Raw genomic sequence first — 23,341 nt, forward strand, 5'->3', positions numbered from 1 at the left:
AAAATATGAACTTCCCACACCCATTCGGGTGGTGGACAGGGTTAGAGACCGAGGGATCGGGCGACATAGCTAGGCAGATCCGCCATCAATTCGCCAAGCTCGCCGCGCGCCCAGGCCGGCAGGAAAATGGCCAGGACGACGCTGATCATCAGGCCAAGCAAGGCCCGCATGATGTCCGAGGTGACATCCCACAGGGCAGCGAGCTTCGAGCGCAGGCCGGCGATATAGGCGATGGCGATTTCGCGGCCGGCAAGCATGCCGAGGAAGACCCAGGTCGTGCTCATCGGGACGTCATTCACTTCCTTGAAGATGTAGAGAATGATCCCGTAGATCAGGTCGATAGCGGTCGCGGCGCGGATGTCGGTGGAATTGGTCTTCGACAGGACGATTTTCTGGATCTCGCCCCCGCGATTGCGGAAGATGATGGCGTGCAGCGCCAGCATGACGACGGTCGCGAAGACCAGAAGGAGCGGCGAGAAGCTGACCTGGGTCTGCATCACCGCAACGCCGTCATTCATCAGCGGGAGGCCGGTCTCGTCCAGCACCGGGACGAGATCGGTGGTGCGTGGCAGGAAGATGAAGATATTGGCGAGGTCCTGCATCAACCACTGGGACCAGAGGAAGGCCGTCGCCGCCCATTGCGCGGCATACCAGGCCGGGTGATGCGGACTCTCCTTGGTGCGTTCGATCCAGCGTTCGAAAACCCGTGAGATCAGCAGGTAGACGAAGAAGGCGGCGCTGATCGCGACCACATAGCCGAGCGCTGACTTGGTCAGCATTCTCGGCAGCACGCCTTCGGTGTTGGCGCCGCCGGTCAGGGCGAAAATGGTCAGGACCAGGAAAGTGGTCGAGACGGGAATGCCATAGCGGGTCAGTATGAGCAGGAAGAGGGGCGGGATGGCGTGCCACCACTGCACGCCGCCTTCAGGGTAGGGCAGCGAGTTCAGTCGGCCGAAGGCGATGTCACCGCCTCCGCCATAAAACCCCCACAGCATCACCGCGACGATGATCGAGCAGGCATAGGCCCACAACACCCACCAGGGCCGTTTGGCATTGGAGCTGAGGAAAGTGCCGAGCGTCTGGATCGCATCATTGGCGACAATCGAGTAGGCGGCGATCAGGAAGCCGAGGACCGAAAAGGCCCAGACGGCTGTGCTCAAATCGGCCATGGCGGGGCATCCTCTTGGAGACAAAACACCAAGGGCAGGTAGCAAACACCCGAGTGTGCGATCAATCCGCTTCTTTTCTGTCGGGTGCATCTTCACACAAGGGTCGCAGACGCTCGAGCGATTCCGTCCGTCTGGTTGCTTTAGGCATCAGTCTTCACAAATTGCCCCGGTTGGGTTATAAAATATAACCGCCGCTGCCCGGCACCGGCGCGCCCTCTGAATACGGAGAAGCGCAAATGTCCGACCCGACGATCAGCCTTGATAGCCATACGATTCACTGGCCGTCCGTGATCCGTCACTACCGGCTTTCCAAAGGCCTGAAACAGGCCGCAATGGCGCATGATCTCGGGGTCACCCAGACCATGATTTCCCGTTGGGAATCGGGTGCCGCCATACCGTCAGGACAGATCCAGGAGCGGGTCGCTGACCTTTACTGGGCGTCCCAGACATCCGTGTCACGCTCTGCCTGGCTCGACCGTATTGATCGCCATCCGGCGGTCGTCGGCGTGATCAATGGCGATGGGCGCATCCTGCGGGCCAGTCGGGGGTTCCGACGCAGCCTCGACTGCAGACGCCATGATCTGGAAGGTCGCTATATCCATGAGGCCTTTGAAGGCGACTGGCCGCCCCTGTTCGACGCTCTGGTCTCTGCCGGACTGTTCGAAGGGCGATTGGCCTCGGCCGAGAGCATCGACGCCATCACCTTTCTGAGCCCCGACGGGGAGCGTCGGCCGCGCCATGTTCACGGGCTGCATCGCCCCAGTTTCCTGCCCGGCCCGGAAATCGTGTGGTTGCTGTCCGGCGCTGATGTTTCTGAGCGGGTCCATGCGGAGGTGAAGGCGCGGCTGGGCGGGCCCATGGTTTTGCGAAAGGCGATCTAGGGCATGGCGAGCGCGCCGACAGCGACCGGGGCCACTGCGAACATCTGGCGCACGCTCCTGCGTCGCTATCGCTTCACCCACAATGTCAAACAAGCGACCCTCGCTTATGATCTGGGCGTGACCCAGGCCATGGTGTCGCGTTGGGAAGCCGGAACGGTCCGGCCGGCGGCAGACATGCAAGCGCGGATCAGGGCCCTGACCGGATCGACCGACGACATGTCGGCCCCACTGGTCGGCTGGCGCAAGCATGTCGCCTGTCAGCCGGACATTGCCGCCGTGATCGACCGCGATGGCCTTATCGAGACGGCCAGCACAGGACTGGCCCGCGAAACGGGCCTGTCGCGTGACAGGATCGAGGGCCGGACGCTCGCAAGTCTGTTCGCGGGAGACCTTGTGGCTTTGCAGGGCCGTCTCATTGACCGGGGATTTTTTGACGGCGCGCTCGAAAGCGTTGAAAGTGCGGATCGGTATTGTTTTGCCAATTCACATGGTAAACGCGATATAGGTCCGGTGCATGGCCTTCATTGGCCGCATGCCGGCGAAGACAACACGGTCAGGTGGATGCTGACCGGGGCAAAGGTGACGCGGGTGGAGTTTGACCATCTGCGCAGCGAGTTCGGCGGGCAAGTGGGAAGGTCCGGCCAGGATTGAGCCCACAAGGGGGACGGATTTGGTTGAAGATATCAAGTTGTCGATGACATCGAGCAAGGTCAATTGGCCGTCGGTCATCCGCAATTTCCGGATGTCCAAACGTCTCAAGCAGGCAGCCCTGGCTGCCGATCTGGGCGTCACCCAGGCCATGATCTCGCGCTGGGAAAATGGCGATAGTGAACCGCCCGAACGGATCAAGCGCCGCATGGCAGAGCTGGTTCAGGATGCCTTTGTCATTGCACCCGCGCCGACCTGGGTCGATCTGGTTTCGCTGAATCCGTCAGTCGAATTCGTCACCGACTCCATGGGCATGATCAAGGCGATCTCCCTGGGCGCGCTCGATCTCTTCGGTGTTCGCCGGAGCGAGATCGAAGGCCGCAATATCCGTAATTTCCTCGGAGGCGATTTCACCGACGCGCTGGAGCAATTGCGCGCCGAAGGCATGTTCCAGAACAATCTCGCTTTCGCCCAAACCATGGGCAGCCTCGAGGTCAATGTGTCTTCGGGCATGCAGTCATTGTTGTGCGACTTCATTCACTGGCCGCGGATTTCCGAGGCTCGCACGGTCTATTGTATCCATTCTGGCGCGACGCTGGATGAGAAGCGGTATGCCGCTCGTCTGGAAGAGCGCGGTGACAAGGTCGTTTTGCGGCGCACATTCTGAGTTGTCAGTCGATCCAGTGGAACACGAAAGGGCGACCCGTCGGGCCGCCCTTTTTCATGTGATGTGAAGCGCTGTTGTGACGCGCGCCATGGCCTGATCGGGCACGGTCATCAAAGACCCTGATAGATCATCTCGTGGACATAGGGCGCGTGGTTGTCGCCGACCCAGCAGTTTTTCTCGGACGGCGTGGACAGGTCGATCGTCTCACCGACCGCGTATTCGGGCCAGGTTTCGCAATGGGTCGAGGCCATGAAGCCAGGGTCGATCGTCACGGCGCCGGTCTGGTTGTCGACTGTCCAGCTGCCCACCATTTCGGCATCCGGGCCACCCGCGACCATCATGCTGACAATCCCGCTGGTCGTCGTGCTGTCGCCCATGCTTGCGTTCGGGGGTTCGAAATGGGCCCAGAAGTATTCCGGATCGTCCGGCAGGCTGCCGCCGACTATCCCCATCTGGAAACGCTCGCCCTGAGGCGTCCGGACTTCCTGGGCATGGGCCGAAGCGCCAAGCCCCAAAGCCATGCCGGCAACGCACACTGCAACAGCCGTGACCTTCATCTCAAATCCCCTGATTGATCGCGTGTTCAAGACCAGGATGACGTGAAGGCTTTAAAATCTTGTGAGGCGCAGGCCGGATTGTTGTCCGCATCGGCGTGCAGTGGGTCAGCTTGGCTGTGCCGCACAGCGGAGCCCGCAGGAAAAAGGGCGACCCGACGGGCCGCCCTTTCCTGTTTCCTCGCAGGCGTGGGCCTGGGTCATTCGCTCATTTGCGCGTCACGCAGGGCGCGGAACTCATTGCCTTCATACCAGTTCGGCCAGTCGTCCGAATTGGCCAAGCGTGAGCCGACCGTAAAGAAGAGCGCCGTGTCTTCGACCATGCCCTCCATGTTCCAGTCCTCGGAGTATTCGTCCGCGGGCCCATGATAGCGGTTGGCGCGATAATCCTCGCCGATCGCCATGCCGGCCTCGTTTCCACCTTCGCGCAGGTCGAAACCGCCATCCGCATACAGCATCGGGACGCCATGCTTGGCCAGCGAGATATGGTCCGAGCGATAGAAATAGCCGGCCTCGGGATTGGGGTCCGGGACGATATAGCGGTCCTGTTCAGCGGCGGCCTCGGTGAGGAGGTCTTCCAGCTCTGAGGCGCCATGGCCGACCACGACAACGTCGCGGGCGCGCCCGGTCGGCAGGATGGCATCGATATTGAGTCCGCCGACAGTCTGGTCGTAGGGCACGATCGGGTTCTCGCCATAATAGGCCGAGCCGAGCAGGCCGGATTCCTCGGCGGTCACGGCGAGGATCATCACCGAACGCTCGCCCGGATTGGCGACGAAGGCTTCGCCGATTTCCAGGATGGCGGCCGTGCCGGTCGCATTGTCGACGGCACCGTTGTAGAGGCCGTCCTCGCCCTCGGGCACGTCACGGATACCGATATGATCCCAGTGCGCGGTGTAGAGAATGTATTCGTCCGGACGCGTTGTGCCCGGCACCACGCCAACCACATTGCGCGAGTCCATGGTCTCGGCCGAATTGACCAATTGGCCAGTGGCGGAAAGTCCGCTCATTTCCACCGGCGTGAAGCCCGGCTGCGAGGCAGCAGCGGTGAGGGCGTCGAAGTCCAGTCCGGCGAGATCGAACATCTGGCGGGCCCGGTCCTCGGTGACCCAGCTCTCGACATTGGCGAACTGGCCCTCACCGGGTTCCCGGGCGAGGTCCAGCTGGGTGCCGCTCCAGGACCCGGAGACGACATTCCAGCCATAGGAGGCCGGGGCGGTCTGGTGGATCAGGATGACCGCGGCAGCGCCCTGCCGGGCCGCTTCCTCATACTTGTAGGTCCAGCGTCCGTAATAGGTCATGGCATTGCCATTGAAGAGGCCGCTGTCGGGATTGGCGTAGCCGGGATCATTGACCAGCATGACGACCGTCCGGCCCTCGACATCGAGGTCGGCGTAATCATCCCAGCCATATTCCGGAGCCACGACGCCATAGCCGACAAAAACCAGATCGCTGTTCTCGACGGTGATGTCGGAGGCGTTGAGCTTGGACCAGTAGACAATGTCCTCGCCCATGCTCAGGCCCAGCGGCTCGCCCTCGAAGGAGACGTCAAAGCTTGAGGCTTCGGCGTCGAGCGAGACCGCGAGCAGGGAGACGGGCTGGAAATAGCTGCCCTCATAGCCGGGCTCGAGGCCGATCCGGGCCATCTCGTCGGCGATCCACTGGCTGGCCGCGATACCGCCCGGCGTGGCCGGCGCGCGACCCTCGAAGGAATCATCGGCCAGGGTGGCGATGCGATGGCGCAGATCCGCTTCCGTGATGTCCGCTCCCGTGATGTTCGGGCTGGTCATGCTTTCGGTATGTGAAGCTGCCGTGTCTGTTGCCGTGTCGGCCATGGTGTCCGTGCCGGTTTCGGCTGACGGAGAGCAAGCTGCGATCGACAGTCCGATCAGCGCTGCAGGAAATCCGGTATGTTTCATCTCAACCCCCTAAGAAATATTGGGCTTGGCCCGTTTCTGTGCAACATCGTGCATTCGTCGCGTCGCGGTGCAAGCTATCGCACACAGACGCGGCATGGAAATCGGGTTTGACCAAACCTGAATGACCATTCATGTTTGCGTCGTCGGAGAGAGACGCATCGCACGGTCGAATAATGACCGGCAGGCCTTGAGGGGAAATGTCATGGCGAATGAAAGTGGGAGCGGCGCATCCGGTGCCACCCAGAAAGTCAGTCCCGGCTATCGCAGCCTGGTCATGCTTCTGCTGTTTCTGGTCTATGCGTTCAACTTCCTGGACCGCCAGATCATTTCCATCCTCGCCATCCCGATCAAGGAAGACCTCGGCCTGACCGATGAGCAGCTTGGCCTGCTGGGCGGTATCGCCTTTGCGGTCCTCTATTCCACTCTCGGCGTCCCGATTGCCTGGTTTGCCGACCGCATGAGCCGGACCTGGATCATGACGGTCGCGCTGACCGTCTGGAGCGGCTTTACCGCGGTCAGTGGTTTTGCCCAGAACTTCACCCAACTCTTCCTGGCGCGGGTCGGGGTCGGGATCGGCGAGGCTGGCGGTGTCGCTCCCGCCTACACGATCATCGCCGACTATCACCCACCGGCCGAACGGTCGCGAGCCCTGGCCATCTATTCGCTGGGCATTCCGGTCGGGAGCGCCTTCGGCGTGATCGCCGGGTCCCAGATCGCCGGTGGCGGTATTTCCGACGCGCTCGACTGGCGCTCTGCCTTCTTCATTGTGGGCATTGCCGGCGTCGTGCTCGCCCCGATTTTCAAACTGGTCGTGAAAGAGCCCACCCGTGGCCAGTTCGACAGCGTGCCGACCCAGAAGGCCGAGAACAAACAGGTCGTTGGCATCTATTCGGACAACAAGTCCCGCATTCTCTCGATCGCGGGCGCCGTGATCTTTGCGCTTCCGAGCCTGCTGTCGATCTTCAATATTCTGGTCTTCGGCGCGACATCGATCCAGTCCGTCCCCCTCCTCGCTGTCGCCGCCCTCGTGGGGGCCGTGTCCGGTTGGATGGGCGGGCGCTGGGTCGCGCGGACAACCAGCCCGGCCATGCTGATGGTCGGCCTCGCCGTCCTGATGCCGCTGTCCGCGCTGGTCGCCTGGATCGTTCCCGCGCTTGGCGGCGCCGGCTTTGGCACCGCCGCGATCGGCTGGCTTGTGGGTCATGTCGTGGTCGGCGGCCTGCTGGGCGCCTTCTTTGCGGCCTTCCGGGACTTCATGTCACTGGCGCTGGAGAAACCAAGCTTCTGGCTGATGATCATGGGGGCTTCGGCCTCCTCGATGATGGGCTATGGCGTCTTCTTCTGGCTGCCCTCCTTCTTCTCGCGCAGCTTCCAGCTTGGCCTGGTCGAGACCGGCTGGCTGTTTGGTGGCGTCCTCTTTGTCGCCGGCAGCCTCGGAATATTCCTCGGCGGTGTGATGGGCGACCTGATGGGCAAGTCCAAGCGCTCGGCCTTTGCCACCGTACCGGCGATCGCCTTCCTGCTTAGCGCCCCGCTCTATTGGGCCGGCATCATGGCGCCGTCGCCGATGATGGCCGTGATCATCCTTTTCATTCCGACCGCACTGGGCCTGGCATGGCTGGGACCGGTCCTGTCCGCTTTCCAGCACCTGATGCCGCCGCACATGCGCACCAGCGCATCCTCGGTCTTCCTGCTGATCAACAATCTGCTTGGGATTGGTGGCGGCGTGTATGTGCTGGGCCGGGTCTCGACCGTGCTGGAGCCGACTTTCGGCGATGGCTCCCTGCGCATCTCGATCGTGATCGGGGCCAGCCTCTACCTGGTCGCCGCCTTCTTCATGTTCTGGGCGTCGCGCTATCTGGCCAAGGATTGGGAAGCGGACGGGGAAAGCGCCCCCGTGCCGAACGCCGAACCATCGTCGGAGGCCGATCCGTCCTGATGACTGACGCGAACTACACCGATCACCACTTCACCACGACGGATGGTCCGCGCATTCACTGGCGCGACTATCCGGCTGTGGGGCAGGAAACCGGCCTGCCGGTGATCTGCCTGCATGGCCTGACCCGCAATGTCCGCGATTTCGAGGACCTGGCGCCGATGATCGCGGCCCTGGGACGACGGGTCATCGTCGTCTCGGCCCGCGGGCGCGGCCTGTCGGATCATGACCCGGTGGCAGTGCGCTATCAGCCGCCCACCTATGCCGCGGACATTCTCGCACTGATGGCGTCAATCGAGCTGCCGCGTGCGGTCTTTGTGGGCACGTCCATGGGTGGGCTGATGACCTTCATCATTGCCAGCCTCCAGCCCGAGCGGATCGCTGCTGCGGTGATCAATGATATCGGGCCGGAAATCGCCCAAGCCGGACTCGACCGGATCAAGTCGAATGTCGCCGGCCGCGATCCGGTCGACAGCTGGGAAGCCGCGGCCGCCCGCACCCGCCAGTCCAATCTCGCCGCCTTTCCCAAGCGGGCTGACGACGCCGCTTTCTGGGATGATTTCGCGCACAAGATCTGGGTCGAGCGCGAGGACGGCAAGATTGCCCTGGCCTATGATGGCGCGCTGGTCGAGCAGATGGACGGCACGGCTCCGCCGCCGGACTTGTGGGGTTTCTGGACACCTTTCGCCGAGATTCCCACACTCGTCGTGCGCGGGGGTATCTCCGATTTGCTGACCCCGCAGACGGTCGCGGAGATGCAGCGGCAAAAGCCGGATCTGCGTACGGTCGAAGTGCCGGATGTCGGGCATGCGCCCTTCATGACCGAGCCGGAGGCCTGGACCGAGCTCGAGGCTTTCCTCGGCGATTGCGAGTGATTGGGGCGGGCAGGCCGGCTGGCGCGCGCCGCCAATCCTACCAAGCGGTTTCCGATCTTTAACTGGAAGAATGAGGCGCCTCGACCTTAGGTGCACGCCTTGCTGTTTGGAGGGAGTGTCATGAAGCTTGGGGTCGTGATCGGGGGTGTTCTGGGACTGATGTCCTCGGCCCATATCGCCGCGCAGGAGACGTCTGACAGTGACTTTGTCATTGCGGTGCCGGAGACCGTGGAGCTGGCATTCGTCATCGCCGCACTCAGCGAACTTGACCGCGAGGACGGCGCGCAAATCAATCGGCGCGGGGACTATTTCGCCGACATCGCCGCCCATTTTGAACCCTATATGGACCTCCCGGCCGTCGCGGATCTTCCGCCCGCCTTTAACCTGCCGAGATTCGCCGGAAATGCGGCGGATTATGCGTTCAATGCGCGCGGAGAGCTGGTCGAGGTCGATGACAGTGGATCGCTGTGGCGCGACAGCGAGGGTGACCGCTTCCGGGCGATGCTCGGCGAGCTGGAATCCTTTGCGATGACGTCTGGTTTTCGTGAGTTTTACCGGTCCCGGGAAAGCCTTTATTCCGCGAATATCGACGCGACGCGCCAAATGGTCGATCCCGATGACATGACCGCCTGGCTGGTGGCCGAGTTCAGCGCCCGTGAAGCACCGATCCGCATCTATGTGTCGCCCCTGACGGGCGGGCTCAACTGGACAACGCTGTACAAGCCCGAGCAGCGGATGTGGTTGCAGGCCCCTGACGCTGACAATGTGGCGCAATCCACCGTCCTCGATCGCATGCGCTTTGCTCGCTCGGTCTTCACCGAGCTGGACCATAGTTATGTGAACCCGGTTTCGGCTGGACTGGTCGATGAGGTGAACGCCGCGTTCAGTGACGCGACAGTCTGGGCCAGCCAACAGGCGATCAGCCAATACCCCACGGCGGAATTGCAGTTCAACGAGTACATGACCTGGGCGGTCTTCCTGCTCTACGCATCCGACCGCCTGGATGCGGCGGATTATGAAACCCTGCGACCGGAAGTCGTGAGCTTCATGGAATACCGCCGCGGTTTTCGCGCGTTCGGGGCCTTCACCAATGCCCTGGTCGAGCGCCGTGCCGACACGGGCCAACGCATTGAAGATCTGTTTCCGGCAATGCTCGAGTGGAGTGCGACCTGGCAGGCGAATTATGTCCGCCCGACGAAGAACTAGCCCGTCTTGCGGGGGCGGGCCTCGGTTGTGATCCGTCGGTCAGCTGAAATAGCGGCGGATCACCGCCGCGTTCGGCGCCTCGTTCCAGCAGATCCGCGTGCCGCTTTCGCTGTCGAACCGGGCCCCGCAGACATGGCCGGTCTTGACCTTGGCATTGGCGTCCGAACCGGCGAGCGCGGCATGCATGTAGCGCAGGATACCGTTTGACGTGATGACCACAGCCAGGCCGTCGGTCATCGCGGCGTCAGCCATGGCGGCCAGTGCATTGGCCTTCAGCGCCTCGTCCGGGGGCGACCAGTCGACGCCGTCCGGGCGGGTATGACGCTTGTCCCAGCAGTCGAGCGTGTCCTGACCGAATTCGGCGACAATCTCGTCATTGGTCTTGCCGCCCCAGGATCCGTAATCGATCTCGGTCAGGCGCAGGTCGATCTCGATTTTGCCTGTGAAGTCGGTCAGCCCGGCCACAATCTCGGCGGCGCGGCGGGTGCGTTTCAGCGGACCGCAGATGAGGCGGGCCGGGGTCAGGCCGGTCTCGGCGAGGGCAAGGCCGAGCGCGCTCGCCTGCGCTTCACCGCTCTCGACCAGGGGCAGGTCTTCCTTCGCGCCAACCCAGACCGGTGTGTCGCCGGGGCCGAATGTATTGCCGTGGCGGGCGAGCAGGACGCGTCCCATCAGACCAGCTCCCCTTCGCGCCGAATGATGTCCTCGACCCGGACGGCATCGTCCGGGGAGTCCACCGACCAGGCCGACCGGCCACGATAGTCGGTCAGGACGATGCGGATCGGGATGCCATTTTCCAGCGCCCGCAATTGTTCGAGGCTTTCGGTCAGTTCGAACGGGGTCGGCTCGAGCGCGACCAATTGCTCGAGGGTGTCGCGGCGATACCCGTACAGGCCGATATGCTGATAGGTCGGCGCGCCCTCGTCAGGCTTGCGGCGGAAAGGGATGACATTCTTGGAGAAATACATCGCATCCATCGACTTGTTGAAGACGACGGTGGTACCCGACGCCGACCCATTTGCCTTGTCGGCCCGCATCCGGGCCTCGGTCTCGCCGGGCAGGGCGATGGCGGGCGTTGCCATCTGCAGGGTCGGGTCGGCGCGCAGGGTCTCGGCCACACCGCCGATCACCCAGGGCGGGATGAGCGGCGCATCGCCCTGCACATTGATAATGATCTCGGCATCGCTCTTGAGGCGGTGGACCGCGTCGAGTGCGCGCTCGGTTCCATTGCGGCAGGCCTTGTCGGTCATCACCGCTTCGCCGCCGGCGGCGCCCACAGCCTCCATGATCCGGGCGTCATCGGTCGCCACAACGACCCGGTCGACACCTTCGGCTGCGGCGGCAATGCGCCAGACCCGTTCGATCATCATCTGACCGGCAATCTTCGCCAGCGGTTTGCCGGGAAAGCGGGTGGAACCGTACCGGGCGGGAATGACGGCGAGAACGGACATGGGCGATCCTCAATTCCAGTGATCACCGGCTTGTTCCACACACGCGCGGCAATTTCCACTCCCGCTTCAAGTGTGATGGGGGCGGATGCTGGAATTTTCCGTGCGCGGCGTGCACGGATGTCCTAGAGAGTTCGGGCGCGCGGCTAGGTCTGCGCACAGATTCACCCCTCAACCCGCCAGAAGGACAGGACATGCGCCATTTCCTTTCGACCGCAGATTGGACCCGCAACGAACTTCAGGGCCTGCTCGACCGAGCCAGCGTCTTCAAGTCCGGGGCGGTGAGCCGATCGCTCGAAGGCAAGTCGGTCGCCCTTGTCTTCTTCAATCCGTCCCTGCGCACCCGGTCCTCCTTTGATATCGGCACCCATCGTCTCGGCGGGCACGCCATCGTGCTGGATGCCAAGGGTGCGACCTGGCCACTGGAATTTGGTGAGGGCGCCATCATGGATGGCGATGAGGAAGAACATGTGCGCGAAGCCGCGCGTGTCCTGTCCACCTATGTCGACCTGATCGCCATTCGCTGCTTCCCGCAATTCAAGGATTGGCAGTCAGAGCGCGAGGACCCGATGATCGAGGCCTTCGCCAGGCACGCCACCGTGCCGGTCATCAACATGGAGACGATCGTCCACCCCTGTCAGGAACTGGCGCACATGCTGGCCCTGCAGGAGCGTATGGGTCCGATCGCGGGCAAGAATTATCTCCTGACCTGGGTTCCCCACCCCAAGCCGCTCAATACAGCGGTGGCAAACTCCTCCTTGCTGATCGCCTCCAAATTCGGCGCCAATGTCCGCATCCTGGTACCGGACGAGGTCTATCGCCTGGACGAGCGTTACATGTCGGCGGCCGAGCAATTCACCGCTGAAGGCGGAGGTTCGGTGAGCCTGACCACTGATGTCGAGGCGGCCTATGACGGCGCCGACGTGGTCTATGCCAAGAGCTGGGGCGCGCTGCCCTTCTATGGCAATTGGGGCGAGGAAGCGCCCTTCCGCGCCAAAGGGGCGGATTTCATGATCACGCCCGAGAAGATGGCGCTGACCAACGATGCGGCCGTCAGCCACTGCCTGCCGATGCGGCGCAATGTGAAAATCGCCGACGCCGTGGTCGACAGCCCGGCCTTCATGGGGATCGAGGAGGCAGCCAATCGCCTGCCGGTCCAGATGGCGGTGATGGAAACCCTCGCCAAACAGGCAGGAGGGGTGGAATGACGACGAATGGTCCGGGCGTCCGGCAGACGATCGTCCAATTGCTGTCGCATATGCGCGATGGCAAGGAGATCCGCGAATACCTTCACCGCTTCTCCGGTATCGACCAGGAACGCTTCGCCGTCATCAAGGTCGGTGGTGCGGTGATCCAGGACGATCTTGAGGGCCTCGCCTCCGCGCTCGCCTTCCTGCAAACGGTCGGGCTGACCCCGGTCGTGGTGCATGGCGGCGGTCCGCAGCTCGATGCGGCCCTGTCGGATGCGGACATCCCGACCGAGCGCGTTGACGGGCTGCGGGTGACCCGCGACGAAGCCATTCCGATCATTCGTGACACGCTGACCCAGGCCAATCTGACCCTGGTCGATGCAATCCGTGACGCCGGCGGCCGTGCCGCAGCGGTGCCGCGCGGTGTGTTCGAGGCGGATATTGTCGACGAGGCCCGTCTGGGCCGTGTCGGCGAACCGCGCCGCATCCATCTGGATCTGGTCGGGTCTGCAGCCCGGGCCGGTCAGGCCGCGATCCTTGCCTGTCTGGGTGAAACGCCGGATGGCAAGCTGGTCAATATCAATGCGGATGTGGCCGTGCGCGCGCTCGTGCACGCCTTGCAGCCCTACAAGGTCGTCTTCCTGACCGGTACGGGCGGTCTGCTGGACGCTGATGGCGACATCCTGTCGTCGATCAATCTGGCTACCGACTTCCCGGATTTGATGCAGGCAGGCTGGGTCAATGGCGGGATGCGATTGAAGCTGGAGGAGATCAAGCGATTGCTCGACGATCTCCCGCTCTCCTCGTCTGTCTCGATCACCCGCCCGGCCGAGCTGGCACGCGAGCTCTTCACCCATGCCGGTGCCGGCACGCTGATCCGTCGCGGCGAACGGATCGTCTCGGCCGATGACAAGGCGGCGCTCGATCTGGAGCGGATGGACAAGCTGGTCACCGCAGCGTTCGGACGCTCAGCTGTCGCCGGATACTGGGACCAGCTGGTCGTGGACAAGGCCTTCGTCACCGAGAGTTATCGCGCTGCGGCGATCACGACGCAGCTGGATGGCTGGGTCTATCTGGACAAGTTTGCCGTCCTCGATGAGGCGCGCGGCGAAGGGCTGGGCCGAACCGTATGGAACCGTCTGGTGGAGTATGCGCCGCAGCTGATCTGGCGGTCGCGGACCAGCAATCCGGTCAATGCCTTCTATTTCGAGGAATGCGACGGGGCGATCCGGCGCGATGAATGGACGGTGTTCTGGCGTGGCGAGATGCCAGCGTCACAGATGGCCGACGTCGTCGAGAAAGCCTTCGCCCTGTCACCGACGCTCGAGGCCCCGCAATGAGCGCCCGGCGTGTCGGTCTGGTAGGCGCGCGCGGCCATACCGGACGTGAACTTCTCCGCCTGATCGCAGACCGGGATGATCTCGAGCTCGTTTTCGCCAGTTCGCGTGAATGGGCCGGGCGCGGCGTGGCCGAGATGGCGCCCGAGATTGCGACGGACCTGGCGTTCGAGGCGCTGACCCCGGCGGACATCGCAGCGCGCGATGTCGATGCCGTCATCCTCGCCCTGCCCAATGGCGCTGCGGCGCCCTTCGTCGCAAGCCTTGCCGACGAGACCCTCATTGTCGATCTGTCGGCGGATTACCGCTTTGACGACAACTGGACCTATGGCCTGCCGGAGATCCATGGCCGGGAGGTCCTGGCCGGCGCCAAGCGGATTTCCAATCCGGGCTGCTATGCGACGGCCGGCCAGCTGGCGATAGCACCGCTGCGCGGTCGGCTCGCCGGTGATGCACATGTCTTCGGTGTATCAGGCTATTCCGGAGCCGGGACCACGCCGTCGCGGAAGAATGACCCTGCGGCATTGGCCGATAATCTCATGCCCTACGCGCTGACCGGTCATCTGCACGAGCGTGAAATGACCCGGCATATGGGGCAGGGGGTGCGTTTCACCCCGCACGTTGCCGCCTTCTTCCGCGGTATCGTCGCGACGACCCATCTCTCACTGGACGCGCCGGCGAGCCTCGCCGAGATCGAGGCGCTATATCGGCGGACCTATACAGGCGAGACGCTGGTGGCCGTGCTCGACCGGATCCCCGAGATCCGCGATGGCGCGTTCCAGCCGGGGGCGGTCATTGGCGGATTCGCGCTTGACGAGACCGGCCGCAAACTGGTCGTGGTCTCGGCGCTGGACAATCTGCTCAAGGGTGCCGCGGTGCAGGCGATGCAGAATCTCGCCCTGGCGCTGGACCTGCCGGAGGGCGTCTACTCGCCCTCGCCGCTATAGCCGCGGAGCGGGGTCGTTGTATCGGCCTGGTCATGCGCCCGCCAGCGGATCTCATAGGCTTCGTCGCGTTCAACCCGCTGATGACCCTGTGCGGCCCAGAGGCTGAAGTCGCGCGTAAAGCCGTCATCCAGCTCGATGGCGAGCTCCCCGACCGGTTCGAACTGCCTGAAATCCTCGCGGAGGCGAGCGACTTCGCGCGGCCGGTTCGAGACGATCAGCAGACGACCGTCCTGGTCCTCAGACAGCGGCCACACATCCTCGGCGTGATTGGCCGGTCCGGCGAGCCGCAGCCACATCGCCATGCGCCCTTCAAGCTCCGGCGCATAGCGCTGCATCTGGTGGAAGGCATTGCGGTCGTCAAACACAACCATCGCGTAATCATCCGCGTTGGCCGCCTCGACGATCGCGATGGCGGTTTCGTCCCAGGCCCGGATGCGCTTGGTCGCGTCGCCAATACCCATCGCCTCGACGAGGGCCGGACTGCCCGCCACGGCAACCACCAACAGGCCAAGCGCACTGTGCAGGCCGATCGAGCCGAAAAGGGCCCAGCGGCGCCATGTTGCGCCGCGCAACAAAAAGCCGATGACCAGAAGGGTTCCGGCGACATAGGTCGCTGCGGCCCAATTGGCATGAGCGCGCGATATGAAAGCCTGCAGGGCAACCACGACCAGGGGCGGCACGGAATACAGCACCAGCAGGCGCTGGTCGGCATCGACCCGGAAGAAGCGGCCGAGCGTCAACCAGAAGACGGTAATGAGTACGCCGAGAGTGATGGGTCCGAAGACGCCCAGCTGGGCCAGCAGGAACTCGCTCATTTCGGCGAAATGGAACAGGTCGCCACCCCAATTGGCATTGGCCGCCGTATGGCTGACGGTGGCGAAATCATTGGCTGCATTCCAGGCCATGTTGGGGGCGAGCAGGGTTGCGAAGATCGCCAGGGCCAGTCCGCCTTTCAGGCCGAGCAGGGCTTCGCGGGTCGGCCGGTCGAACACGATGGCCAGCCCGGTCGAGACCAGGAAGTAGATCATCGCGTATTTCGAAAGGAAGCCGAAACCCAGTGCAAGGCCGAGCCCGGCGGCGCTCCACCAGCCGCCATCATTTCGCAAGCGAAGCAGCGCGTAGAGCCCGCCTGACCAGGCGCAGAAGAGCAGGGCATCCGTAGATATGACGAATCCGGAGACCCAGATCGCCGGCAGGGTCAGGTAGAGCGTGGCGGCCCAGAAACCGGCGCGTTCGTCCCACAGGGTTCGCGCGCCCAGCATCAGGAAAATCGCGGTCCCGGTATGGAGAAGCGGGGCTGGCAGGCGGATGGCGAAATCGCTGTCGCCGACCAGCTGGGTCGACAGCGCAATCAGCCAGGCGATCATCGGCGGCTTTGAATAATAGCCCCAGTCGAAATGCCGCGACCAAACCCAGTACTGGGATTCGTCCTGGTAGAGGGAGACGGGACTGATCGCCAGGGCGACAATCCGCATGATCGCAAAGCCGGCGATCAGAACGAGTGCTGCCTGTGTCCAGGAAAAACGACTCGGCATTAGCGAGGGGTGCGACTCAGTCATGTCCGGTCCGAAAGCCTGTCAAAAAGTGTTACATTTTCGCCGCAGCCTATGCGCTTTTCGACTCCGACCGTAAAGGGCTACGTGGATAAAAATCTGCGTCGAATTTTTTTCGGAGTGGCGGATTTTGAGGTTTTGTGCGGCTGCACACACATATCTTGCGGTTTGCTGCGGCTGCGAGCGCAATCTCTGCCGCTCTGCAACACGCTCTCTGTCACAAAAGCTTCTTTTATGTGTCTTGGAAAGTTCGACTGCCCGGCGTAGACGGCCCGTGCTTCGTTCGGGGAACGCCTCCCCGCTCTTCGGTCTATCGGGGGACATGCTCAATGTCTTTTATTAAGAAACTTTCTCTCGGCACGGCGACTATCGCCCTGCTGGCTGCGGCGCCTGCCGCGGTTTACGCCCAGCAGACAACCGGCTCGATCTCGGGCTCGGTGGCTACCAGCAGCGGTAGCCCGGTCAATGGCGCTACGGTCACCGTCCTGCACCAGCCGACCGGCTCCGTGCGGACCACGTCGGTCAGCGCCTCCGGCATTTTCGCTGCCGACAACCTGCGCCCGGGTGGCCCATACATCGTCACCGTGACGGCTCCGGGTTTTGCCGGTCAGCGCGTTGAAGGTGTCTTCGTCGAACTGGGTGCCTCCACGGAACTCGCCCTCAGCCTCGATTCCGAGTCTGCTGATGTCATCGTCGTGACCGCGTCCGCGATCAACGCCGTTGAAGTCGCTGTCGGCCCGTCGGCTGTCTTCACCCAGCAGGACCTCGAGCGTCTGCCGTCCGTGAACCGCACGATCAACGACATCATCCGGACTGACCCGCGCGTCTATGTCGACGAAGCTGATGTCGACGGCATCCAGTGCGCCGGCGCCAACTCGCGCTTCAACTCGCTGACCCTCGACGGTGTCCGCATCAATGACGGTTTCGGCCTGAACCGGAACGGCTTCCCGACCGAGCGTCAGCCTTTCCCGTTTGACGCCCTGTCGCAGGTCGCTGTCGAGCTGGCTCCGTTTGACGTTTTCTACGGCGGCTTCTCGGCCTGTAACATCAACACCGTGACCCGCTCCGGCGGCAATGAGTTCCATGGTGGCGCCTTCTACGACTACACCAGCGACTCCCTGCAGGGTGACAGCCTTGAAGGTTCCGGTGTCCAGGCTCCGGAATTCGACGAGCAGCGCTACGGCTTCCACGTTGGTGGCCCGATCATCGAAGATCGTCTCTTCTTCTTCGTGAACTACGAGCACCTCGAAGGTGCCAACACCTTCACGCGCGGCGTTGAAGGTTCTGGTGCCCTGAACGAAGTCGCCGGCTTCACGCAGGCCGAGTTCGACGAGATCCTCGACATCGCCCGCACCATCTACAACTACGATCCGGGCTTCGCACCGTCGAGCTTCCCGAACGAAGACGACAAGCTGCTTGTTCGTCTGGATTGGGAGATCAACAACCAGCACCGCGCTGACTTCGTTTATCTCTACAATGACGGCTACAACATCACCGCGTCTGATGGTGACCCGAACGAGTTCGAATTCTCCAACCACCTCTATGAGCGTGGCGCCGAGCTGAACCGTTATGTGGGTTCGTTGTACTCGGATTGGACCGAGAGCTTCTCCACGGAAGTCCGCATCGGCTTCACCGATCTGGTCAACCGCCAGAACTCGATCGGCCAGGACGGCTTCGGCGAGATGCGCATCACGGACAGCAACTCCCTCGCCACCGACGGCACGGGCCAGCGCAACACCATCTATATCGGTGAAGATGACTCCCGTCAGTCGAACGAGCTGAACTACACCGTCTTCAACCTGACGGCGCGCGGTTCCTACACGTGGGAAAACCACACCTTCTCGTTCGGTTTCGAGCGTGAAGAAACGGACATCTTCAACCTGTTCGTTCAGCACACGATCGGCCAGTACGATTTCGACAGCATTGCCGACTTCCGCAATGGTATCCCGGACGATATCGACTACAACAACGCACCGAGCCTGAACCCGACCGACGCGGCGGCTGACTGGTCCTACGCGTCCAACGCCCTGTACGCTCAGGACGAGTGGGATCTGGGCAATGGCGTCGTTGTCACCGCAGGCCTGCGCTACGACTTCTACACCTCGGACGACACGCCGGCAGAGAACGCCAACTTCCTGGCGTCCTACGGCTACTCCAATGCCCAGAGCATGGACGGTCGTGACCTGCTTCAGCCGCGCCTCGGCATCCAGTGGGACGTCAATGACGACCTCTCCCTGCGTGGTGGCTTCGGTCTCTTCTCCGGTGGTGATCCGAACGTCTGGCTCTCCAACACCTACTCGACCGACTTCATCTCCCAGTTCGGCGTGAACGAGCGTGAATTCTTCAACGCTGGCTTCACGACCCTGTTTGATGCGGGCGTTGTGTACCCGGATGGCCCCGGACCGGGCTACTCGGTTCCGTCGCAGCTGATCGACGCCGTTGCGGCCGGGTCTGGTTCGCCGGGCTTCGAGATGAACAGCCTCGACCCGAATTTCGAGATCCCGGGCGAGTGGAAAGTCTCCTTCGGTGGTACGTATGACCTCTACCTTCCGATGGACAACTTCCTCGGTGGTGACTACCGCATCAATGCCGACCTGCTCTGGTCGCAGGACCACAACGCCGCGATCATCACGCGTCGTGACCTGGTCGAGACCGGCACCGGCCCGGCTGGCTTCCCGCTGTACTCTTCGGTCAATTCGCCGGGTACGCTGGAGCTGACCAATACGGATGTTAAAGCGGAAAGCATCAACTTCGCCTTCACGATCGAGAAAGACTATGACTTCGGTCTGAACTGGATCTTCGGCTACGCCTACAATGACGCCGAAGATGTCCAGCCGATGACCTCGTCGGTCGCCTTCTCGAACTATGTCAGTCGTTCCTTCGTCGGCGTGAACGATGAAGTGGCCTCCTTGTCGAACTACAACATCGAGAACCGCTTCACGCTCAACGTGAACTACGAGCACGAGTTCGTTCAGGACTATTCGACCCGCTTCAGCCTCTTCGCGATGGCCACTTCGGGACGTCCGTTCAGCTACACCATGAACGCCAATGGCGGTGGTGACCTGACGAACTTCAACCCGTTCCTGTCGGGCGATAACTGGCTCCTCTACGTGCCGACCGATCCGACCGACCCGAATGTCGACCTGTCCGCCCTGTCGGCGGCTGAAGTCTCGGCCTTCTTCAACTTCATCCAGGATGCCGGCCTGAGTGGCCAGGCGGGCGGCTTTGCCGAACGCAATGGCGACCAGGGTGGTTGGTGGACCAAGGCAGATCTGCGTATCTCGCAGGACCTGCCGGGCTTCATGGAAGGTCACCGTTCGCAGGTCTTCCTCGACATCGACAACTTCACCAACCTGTTGAATGACGAGTGGGGCATCCTCAATGAGGCTGGCTTCCCGCGTCGCAACCGGGTTGTCGATGCGGAGCTGAATGGCACCAACACGCAGTTCGTCTACTCGGACTTCAACGACCCGACGACCACGACACGTGTGGGCGGAGCCTCGCTCTGGTCGGTTCGCGTTGGTCTGCGCTACAACTTCTAAGCCGCAGCATCATCTGACACTTGGGAAGGGCGGCTCTCGGGCCGCCCTTCTTTTTTGCGCGAGCCATCAGTCCTTTTGCATCTCGCCAAGAATCCGGCTGCGTGATAGAGGCGCGGCCATGACAACCGACCTGCCTCACGAAACCGCCCCCCAGGCGCACCTCTTCACCTGCTGGCCCTCCGATGGCGCGCTGTGGGAAGCGGATCTGGAGCCGGCCCAGGCTGAGTTCGCCCGCTTTCTCAAGGCCGCGATTGCGCCGTCTGCGACCGGTCGGACCCTTGACCTCACCATTCTCGCCGCCACGGACCAGGCTGAAGCCTCCGCCCGAAAGGCGCTGGGGCGCCAGGCGCGCGTGGTGAGGGCCCCGTTCGGTGACGTCTGGGCCCGCGATACCGGGCCGGTTTTCCTGCGCCGTGACGGCGAGGCGGTGGCGGTGCGTTTCCGCTTCAATGGCTGGGGCGGCAAGTATGAACTGCCCGGTGATGACACGATTGGCGGCGTGATCGCGAAGCTGGCCGGTGCGCGCCAGGAGAAGGTCGACCTGGTCGCCGAAGGTGGGGCGCTGGAGTTTGACGGTGAGGGTACGCTGATCACGACCCGGCAATGCCTGCTCAATCAGAACCGCAATCCGGGCCTTGGCGAGGCTGCGGTGGAAGCCCGCTTGAAGGCGGCCCTGGGCGTCGAGAAAATCCTGTGGGTTGATGACGGTCTGGTCGCCGATCATACCGATGGTCATATCGACAATATCGTCCGTTTTGCCCGGCCCGGTGTCGTGGTCTGCCAAAGCCCCCGGGGCGATGATGATCCGCAAGGCGCCGTCCTCGAAGCCATCGCCCGCCAGCTCTCCGGCATGATCGATGCCCGGGGCCGTCGCCTGCAGGTCCGCCGCATTCCCTCGCCGGGTCGGGTCGACCTGGGCGATGGCGAAGTGGTGCCGGCCAGCCATATGAACTGGGTCATCGGGCCGCGCAATATCGTGGTTCCGGTCTATGGCACCGAGAGCGGCGCAGCCGCGATCACGGCCTTGCGCAGGATTTTTCCGGATCGTGAGGTGGTCGCAGCCTCAGCGCGTGCCATACTCAGCGGTGGAGGGGCCTTCCACTGTGTGACCTGTCACCAAGCCGGAGAATAAGGATTGATCCGATCCATCCTGACAGCCTTGACCTGTTGTGTGGCGACCTTGCCCGCCGGGGCCCAGACGCCAGCGATTCCTGACGCCACGGCGGCGGCCTTTGCCGACCCGCGTGCCAGCCATCCCTATCTTGAAACACTGGGCTCCCGTCTCGACGCGGCGATGGCCGATCCGCGCATTGTCGGCCTTGTGGCGGCGGTGATCGAGAATGGCGAGCCGGTCTATGTCTATACCCATGGCGAGACTGCTGCGGGGTCCGGAGAGGCGGTGACCCGCCAGACCCTGTTTCGTGCGGCCTCCGTGTCCAAGACCTTCACCGGCACCCTGCTCGGCCTGCTGGAGGCGGACGGTCTGATCGATCTGTCAGCGCCTGTTCCCGGCGATGTCCTGCGCGTGCAGGGCGGCCGTCAACCGACGCTGGAGGAGATTGCCAGCCACCGCACCGGCCTGCCGCCCAATGCCTATGATCTCGACCTGGAGGCCGGCCAGGCGCCATCGCGCATTCGCGCCCGGCTGGCCAATGTCGACCTGCTCTGCCCGGTCGGCGATTGCTACACCTACCAGAATATCGCCTTCTCGGCGCTTGAGGGCGTCGTCAGCGAGGCCACCGGCGAGGATTTCGAATCGGTGATGCGCAGCCGTCTGATTGACCCGCTGGGTCTGCCTGCGGCTTCGGTCGGGACTGTTGCGCTGACCGGGTCACCGTCCTGGGCGCGTCCGCACAGTGGCTGGCGGCGGCAGACCAACCGGCCCGGTGATCCGTCGACGCCCTACGACACCATCCCCTCCGCCTCCGGTCTCAACTTGTCGCTTGATGACATGATCCTCTGGGCCCAGATCCAGATGGGGGCCCGGCCCGGCCTGTCCGATACGGTGCGGTCACGCATCCATGCGCCGCTGACCGATACGCTGAGGGAGACACGGCGACTTGGTGACTTGCGTCAACGCGTCGATCAGACCTGGTACGGGCTGGGTTGGCGCATTTATGACTGGGAGGGCCGCACGCTGGTTTTGCATTCCGGTTATCTCTCCGGCTATGGCGCGCAAATCGTGCTTGAACCGGAGACCGGATTCGCTTTTGTGGCGCTCTGGAATTCCGACAATCGGCCAGCCTGGTGGCTGTGGCCGACCGTGATGGATCTGCGGACAGGGGACGGGCCCGGACATTGGCTCGACCGCTTCCTGGAGGACTGACGCCCATGGCAAGAACACTTACCGTTGCCGGCCTGCAGGCCGCATTTGGTGTCGATATGGCGGCCAATATCGCCACGGTAAGCGGGTTGATCCGCGAGGCTGCGGGCCAGGGCGCCCAGGTCATCCTGCCGCCGGAACTCTTCCAGGGCCCCTATTTCTGCAAGGTCCAGGACGAGGCGTTCTTCGCGACGGCCTATCCGGCTCTGGAGCATCCCTGCGTCACGGCATTGCAACCGCTGGCCGAAGAACTCGGCGTGGTCATTCCGGTCTCGATCTATGAGCGCGACGGGCCGCACTACTATAATTCACTGGTGATGCTCGATACCGACGGATCCGCGCTGGGTGTCTATCGCAAGAGCCATATTCCCGATGGTCCCGGCTATATGGAGAAGTTCTACTTCCGGCCGGGCAATACCGGTTTCAAGGTCTGGGAGACCAAGGTCGGCCGGATCGGAGTCGGGATCTGCTGGGACCAATGGTTCCCCGAGGCGGCGCGGGCGATGACCATGATGGGGGCCGAAGTCCTGCTTTATCCGACCGCGATCGGCTCCGAGCCGCATGATGACAGTCTCGATACGGCGGAGCGCTGGCGGCGCGCCATGCAGGGGCATGCGGTGTCGAATGTGATCCCGGTGATCGCGGCCAACCGGATCGGCGATGAGGGCGGGCAGGTCTTTTACGGCTCATCCTTTGTCGCCAGTCATACGGGCGAGGCCGTCTCCGCGCTGGGGCGTTCAGAGGCCGGTATTGTCTCCGGCACATTCGATCTGGACTTCCTCCAGCGGCATCGCGCCGCCTGGGGTTTTTTCCGTGATCGTCGGCCGGACCTCTACGAGCCCTATTTCTCGACCCGCTCGTCCTGATCGCGCGGCTCGCGGCGCGTGGTCTGACGACGACGTCCGGTCGGTAAAAGCATGATGATTATGAAAGCGACGGCGATGGCCGGCCAACCAAATGCGATGGCCTGGTCCGTCTGACCCTGGGTCAGGCTGAGAGCGGATGCCGTCAATCCGCCGGCAGATACGGTCGCTGCGGTGAGCAGCATGGCAAGGCTGTAGCCCATGCATTCCTCCATCACCCCCGCGTGGTCGTGAGTATCGACCCCTCTATGGCCTCAGAATGGCAGAATAGGGCTAACACTTG

The 23,341-nt window shown here is 63.0% G+C and carries 20 protein-coding genes; 13 read left to right on the forward strand and 7 right to left on the reverse strand.

Features of this window, described 5'->3' with window-relative positions; genetic code table 11:
• Window positions 1–41: 41 nt before the first annotated feature.
• Window positions 42–1,169, reverse strand: coding sequence for a hypothetical protein (locus JXQ94_RS11685; protein WP_421923973.1), 1,128 nt, complete (start codon window positions 1,167–1,169; stop codon window positions 42–44).
• A gap of 236 nt (window positions 1,170–1,405) precedes the next feature.
• Here JXQ94_RS11685 and JXQ94_RS11690 point away from each other — a divergent pair, with 236 nt between their 5' ends.
• From JXQ94_RS11690 to JXQ94_RS11700, 3 genes are read left to right on the forward strand one after another with little or no spacing between them, the layout of a single operon-like run.
• Window positions 1,406–2,050, forward strand: a complete 645-nt coding sequence (locus tag JXQ94_RS11690; protein WP_421923974.1) for a helix-turn-helix domain-containing protein — start codon at window positions 1,406–1,408, stop codon at window positions 2,048–2,050.
• Window positions 2,051–2,053: 3 nt separating this feature from the next.
• Window positions 2,054–2,701, forward strand: a complete 648-nt coding sequence (locus tag JXQ94_RS11695; RefSeq protein WP_421923975.1) for a hypothetical protein — start codon at window positions 2,054–2,056, stop codon at window positions 2,699–2,701.
• A 43-nt stretch (window positions 2,702–2,744) separates the two neighbouring features.
• Window positions 2,745–3,365, forward strand: a complete 621-nt coding sequence (locus JXQ94_RS11700) for a helix-turn-helix domain-containing protein (RefSeq protein WP_421923976.1) — start codon at window positions 2,745–2,747, stop codon at window positions 3,363–3,365.
• A gap of 110 nt (window positions 3,366–3,475) precedes the next feature.
• Here JXQ94_RS11700 and JXQ94_RS11705 read toward each other — a convergent pair whose 3' ends face one another.
• Both JXQ94_RS11705 and JXQ94_RS11710 read right to left on the reverse strand, forming a co-directional pair.
• On the reverse strand, window positions 3,476–3,922 hold the full coding sequence (locus JXQ94_RS11705) for a hypothetical protein (RefSeq protein ID WP_421923977.1): 447 nt from the start codon (window positions 3,920–3,922) through the stop codon (window positions 3,476–3,478).
• Between the two features lie 197 nt (window positions 3,923–4,119).
• Complete coding sequence (locus JXQ94_RS11710; RefSeq protein ID WP_421923978.1) at window positions 4,120–5,838, reverse strand: M28 family metallopeptidase; 1,719 nt, start codon at window positions 5,836–5,838, stop codon at window positions 4,120–4,122.
• A gap of 202 nt (window positions 5,839–6,040) precedes the next feature.
• On the opposite strand from JXQ94_RS11710, the gene JXQ94_RS11715 reads away from it, so the two are divergent.
• From JXQ94_RS11715 to JXQ94_RS11725, 3 genes are all read left to right on the forward strand, one after another.
• Window positions 6,041–7,777 carry a spinster family MFS transporter gene (locus JXQ94_RS11715; RefSeq protein ID WP_421923979.1) on the forward strand — a complete coding sequence of 579 codons (1,737 nt, stop codon included), beginning with the start codon at window positions 6,041–6,043 and terminating at the stop codon, window positions 7,775–7,777.
• Window positions 7,777–8,649 carry an alpha/beta fold hydrolase gene (locus JXQ94_RS11720; protein ID WP_421923981.1) on the forward strand — a complete coding sequence of 291 codons (873 nt, stop codon included), beginning with the start codon at window positions 7,777–7,779 and terminating at the stop codon, window positions 8,647–8,649. Before JXQ94_RS11715 ends, JXQ94_RS11720 begins: the two co-directional genes overlap by 1 nt.
• A gap of 120 nt (window positions 8,650–8,769) precedes the next feature.
• On the forward strand, window positions 8,770–9,855 hold the full coding sequence (locus JXQ94_RS11725; RefSeq protein ID WP_421923982.1) for a DUF4932 domain-containing protein: 1,086 nt from the start codon (window positions 8,770–8,772) through the stop codon (window positions 9,853–9,855).
• Window positions 9,856–9,894: 39 nt separating this feature from the next.
• On the opposite strand, the gene JXQ94_RS11730 is transcribed toward JXQ94_RS11725, so the two are convergent.
• Complete coding sequence (locus tag JXQ94_RS11730; protein ID WP_421923983.1) at window positions 9,895–10,527, reverse strand: histidine phosphatase family protein; 633 nt, start codon at window positions 10,525–10,527, stop codon at window positions 9,895–9,897.
• Window positions 10,527–11,306 (reverse strand): 3-deoxy-manno-octulosonate cytidylyltransferase, encoded by a 780-nt coding sequence (kdsB, locus tag JXQ94_RS11735; protein ID WP_421923984.1) that lies wholly within the window; start codon window positions 11,304–11,306, stop codon window positions 10,527–10,529. The genes JXQ94_RS11730 and kdsB overlap by 1 nt, the downstream gene beginning before the upstream one ends.
• 191 nt (window positions 11,307–11,497) lie before the next feature.
• Here kdsB and JXQ94_RS11740 point away from each other — a divergent pair, with 191 nt between their 5' ends.
• The 3 genes from JXQ94_RS11740 to argC are packed head-to-tail and all read left to right on the forward strand — an operon-like array spanning window position 11,498 to window position 14,777.
• Entirely contained in the window at window positions 11,498–12,511 is a 1,014-nt protein-coding gene (locus JXQ94_RS11740; protein WP_421923985.1) for an N-acetylornithine carbamoyltransferase, read from the forward strand.
• Entirely contained in the window at window positions 12,508–13,833 is a 1,326-nt protein-coding gene (locus JXQ94_RS11745; protein ID WP_421923986.1) for an acetylglutamate kinase, read from the forward strand. The genes JXQ94_RS11740 and JXQ94_RS11745 overlap by 4 nt, the downstream gene beginning before the upstream one ends.
• On the forward strand, window positions 13,830–14,777 hold the full coding sequence (argC, locus tag JXQ94_RS11750) for an N-acetyl-gamma-glutamyl-phosphate reductase (protein ID WP_421923987.1): 948 nt from the start codon (window positions 13,830–13,832) through the stop codon (window positions 14,775–14,777). Before JXQ94_RS11745 ends, argC begins: the two co-directional genes overlap by 4 nt.
• Here the strand turns inward: argC and JXQ94_RS11755 are convergent.
• Window positions 14,756–16,336: an ArnT family glycosyltransferase gene (locus JXQ94_RS11755; protein WP_421923988.1), complete on the reverse strand. Its 1,581-nt coding sequence runs from the start codon at window positions 16,334–16,336 to the stop codon at window positions 14,756–14,758. The genes argC and JXQ94_RS11755 overlap by 22 nt on opposite strands.
• Window positions 16,337–16,659: 323 nt before the next feature.
• On the opposite strand from JXQ94_RS11755, the gene JXQ94_RS11760 reads away from it, so the two are divergent.
• The 4 genes from JXQ94_RS11760 (at window position 16,660) to aguB (ending at window position 23,061) form a co-directional block, all read left to right on the forward strand.
• Entirely contained in the window at window positions 16,660–19,872 is a 3,213-nt protein-coding gene (locus JXQ94_RS11760) for a TonB-dependent receptor (RefSeq protein ID WP_421923989.1), read from the forward strand.
• Window positions 19,873–19,990: 118 nt separating this feature from the next.
• Window positions 19,991–21,004 (forward strand): agmatine deiminase family protein, encoded by a 1,014-nt coding sequence (locus tag JXQ94_RS11765; protein ID WP_421923990.1) that lies wholly within the window; start codon window positions 19,991–19,993, stop codon window positions 21,002–21,004.
• 39 nt (window positions 21,005–21,043) lie between these two features.
• Window positions 21,044–22,198, forward strand: a complete 1,155-nt coding sequence (locus JXQ94_RS11770) for a serine hydrolase domain-containing protein (protein ID WP_421923991.1) — start codon at window positions 21,044–21,046, stop codon at window positions 22,196–22,198.
• 5 nt (window positions 22,199–22,203) lie between these two features.
• A complete protein-coding gene (gene aguB / locus JXQ94_RS11775) occupies window positions 22,204–23,061 on the forward strand; it encodes an N-carbamoylputrescine amidase (RefSeq protein ID WP_421923992.1) in 858 nt (285 codons plus the stop codon).
• On the opposite strand, the gene JXQ94_RS11780 is transcribed toward aguB, so the two are convergent.
• Window positions 23,037–23,261 carry a hypothetical protein gene (locus JXQ94_RS11780; protein WP_421923993.1) on the reverse strand — a complete coding sequence of 75 codons (225 nt, stop codon included), beginning with the start codon at window positions 23,259–23,261 and terminating at the stop codon, window positions 23,037–23,039. The genes aguB and JXQ94_RS11780 overlap by 25 nt on opposite strands.
• Window positions 23,262–23,341 lie beyond the last annotated feature (80 nt).

It is taken from the genome of Maricaulis maris, from assembly GCF_049116555.1.
Taxonomy (GTDB): Bacteria; Pseudomonadota; Alphaproteobacteria; order Caulobacterales; family Maricaulaceae; genus Maricaulis; species Maricaulis maris_C.

Excerpts from the sequence above, each read along its gene's own strand:
- argC (WP_421923987.1), top strand. The coding sequence starts at position 13,830 with ATGAGCGCCCGGCGTGTCGGTCTGGTAGGCGCGCGCGGCCATACCGGA.
- JXQ94_RS11695 (WP_421923975.1), top strand. The coding sequence starts at position 2,054 with ATGGCGAGCGCGCCGACAGCGACCGGGGCCACTGCGAACATCTGGCGC.
- JXQ94_RS11745 (WP_421923986.1), top strand. The coding sequence starts at position 12,508 with ATGACGACGAATGGTCCGGGCGTCCGGCAGACGATCGTCCAATTGCTG.
- JXQ94_RS11780 (WP_421923993.1), bottom strand. The coding sequence starts at position 23,261 with ATGGGCTACAGCCTTGCCATGCTGCTCACCGCAGCGACCGTATCTGCC.
- JXQ94_RS11740 (WP_421923985.1), top strand. The coding sequence starts at position 11,498 with ATGCGCCATTTCCTTTCGACCGCAGATTGGACCCGCAACGAACTTCAG.
- JXQ94_RS11730 (WP_421923983.1), bottom strand. The coding sequence starts at position 10,527 with ATGGGACGCGTCCTGCTCGCCCGCCACGGCAATACATTCGGCCCCGGC.
- JXQ94_RS11690 (WP_421923974.1), top strand. The coding sequence starts at position 1,406 with ATGTCCGACCCGACGATCAGCCTTGATAGCCATACGATTCACTGGCCG.
- JXQ94_RS11685 (WP_421923973.1), bottom strand. The coding sequence starts at position 1,169 with ATGGCCGATTTGAGCACAGCCGTCTGGGCCTTTTCGGTCCTCGGCTTC.
- aguB (WP_421923992.1), top strand. The coding sequence starts at position 22,204 with ATGGCAAGAACACTTACCGTTGCCGGCCTGCAGGCCGCATTTGGTGTC.
- JXQ94_RS11725 (WP_421923982.1), top strand. The coding sequence starts at position 8,770 with ATGAAGCTTGGGGTCGTGATCGGGGGTGTTCTGGGACTGATGTCCTCG.
- JXQ94_RS11715 (WP_421923979.1), top strand. The coding sequence starts at position 6,041 with ATGGCGAATGAAAGTGGGAGCGGCGCATCCGGTGCCACCCAGAAAGTC.
- JXQ94_RS11720 (WP_421923981.1), top strand. The coding sequence starts at position 7,777 with ATGACTGACGCGAACTACACCGATCACCACTTCACCACGACGGATGGT.
- JXQ94_RS11765 (WP_421923990.1), top strand. The coding sequence starts at position 19,991 with ATGACAACCGACCTGCCTCACGAAACCGCCCCCCAGGCGCACCTCTTC.
- JXQ94_RS11705 (WP_421923977.1), bottom strand. The coding sequence starts at position 3,922 with ATGAAGGTCACGGCTGTTGCAGTGTGCGTTGCCGGCATGGCTTTGGGG.
- kdsB (WP_421923984.1), bottom strand. The coding sequence starts at position 11,306 with ATGTCCGTTCTCGCCGTCATTCCCGCCCGGTACGGTTCCACCCGCTTT.
- JXQ94_RS11710 (WP_421923978.1), bottom strand. The coding sequence starts at position 5,838 with ATGAAACATACCGGATTTCCTGCAGCGCTGATCGGACTGTCGATCGCA.
- JXQ94_RS11700 (WP_421923976.1), top strand. The coding sequence starts at position 2,745 with ATGACATCGAGCAAGGTCAATTGGCCGTCGGTCATCCGCAATTTCCGG.
- JXQ94_RS11760 (WP_421923989.1), top strand. The coding sequence starts at position 16,660 with ATGTCTTTTATTAAGAAACTTTCTCTCGGCACGGCGACTATCGCCCTG.
- JXQ94_RS11755 (WP_421923988.1), bottom strand. The coding sequence starts at position 16,336 with ATGACTGAGTCGCACCCCTCGCTAATGCCGAGTCGTTTTTCCTGGACA.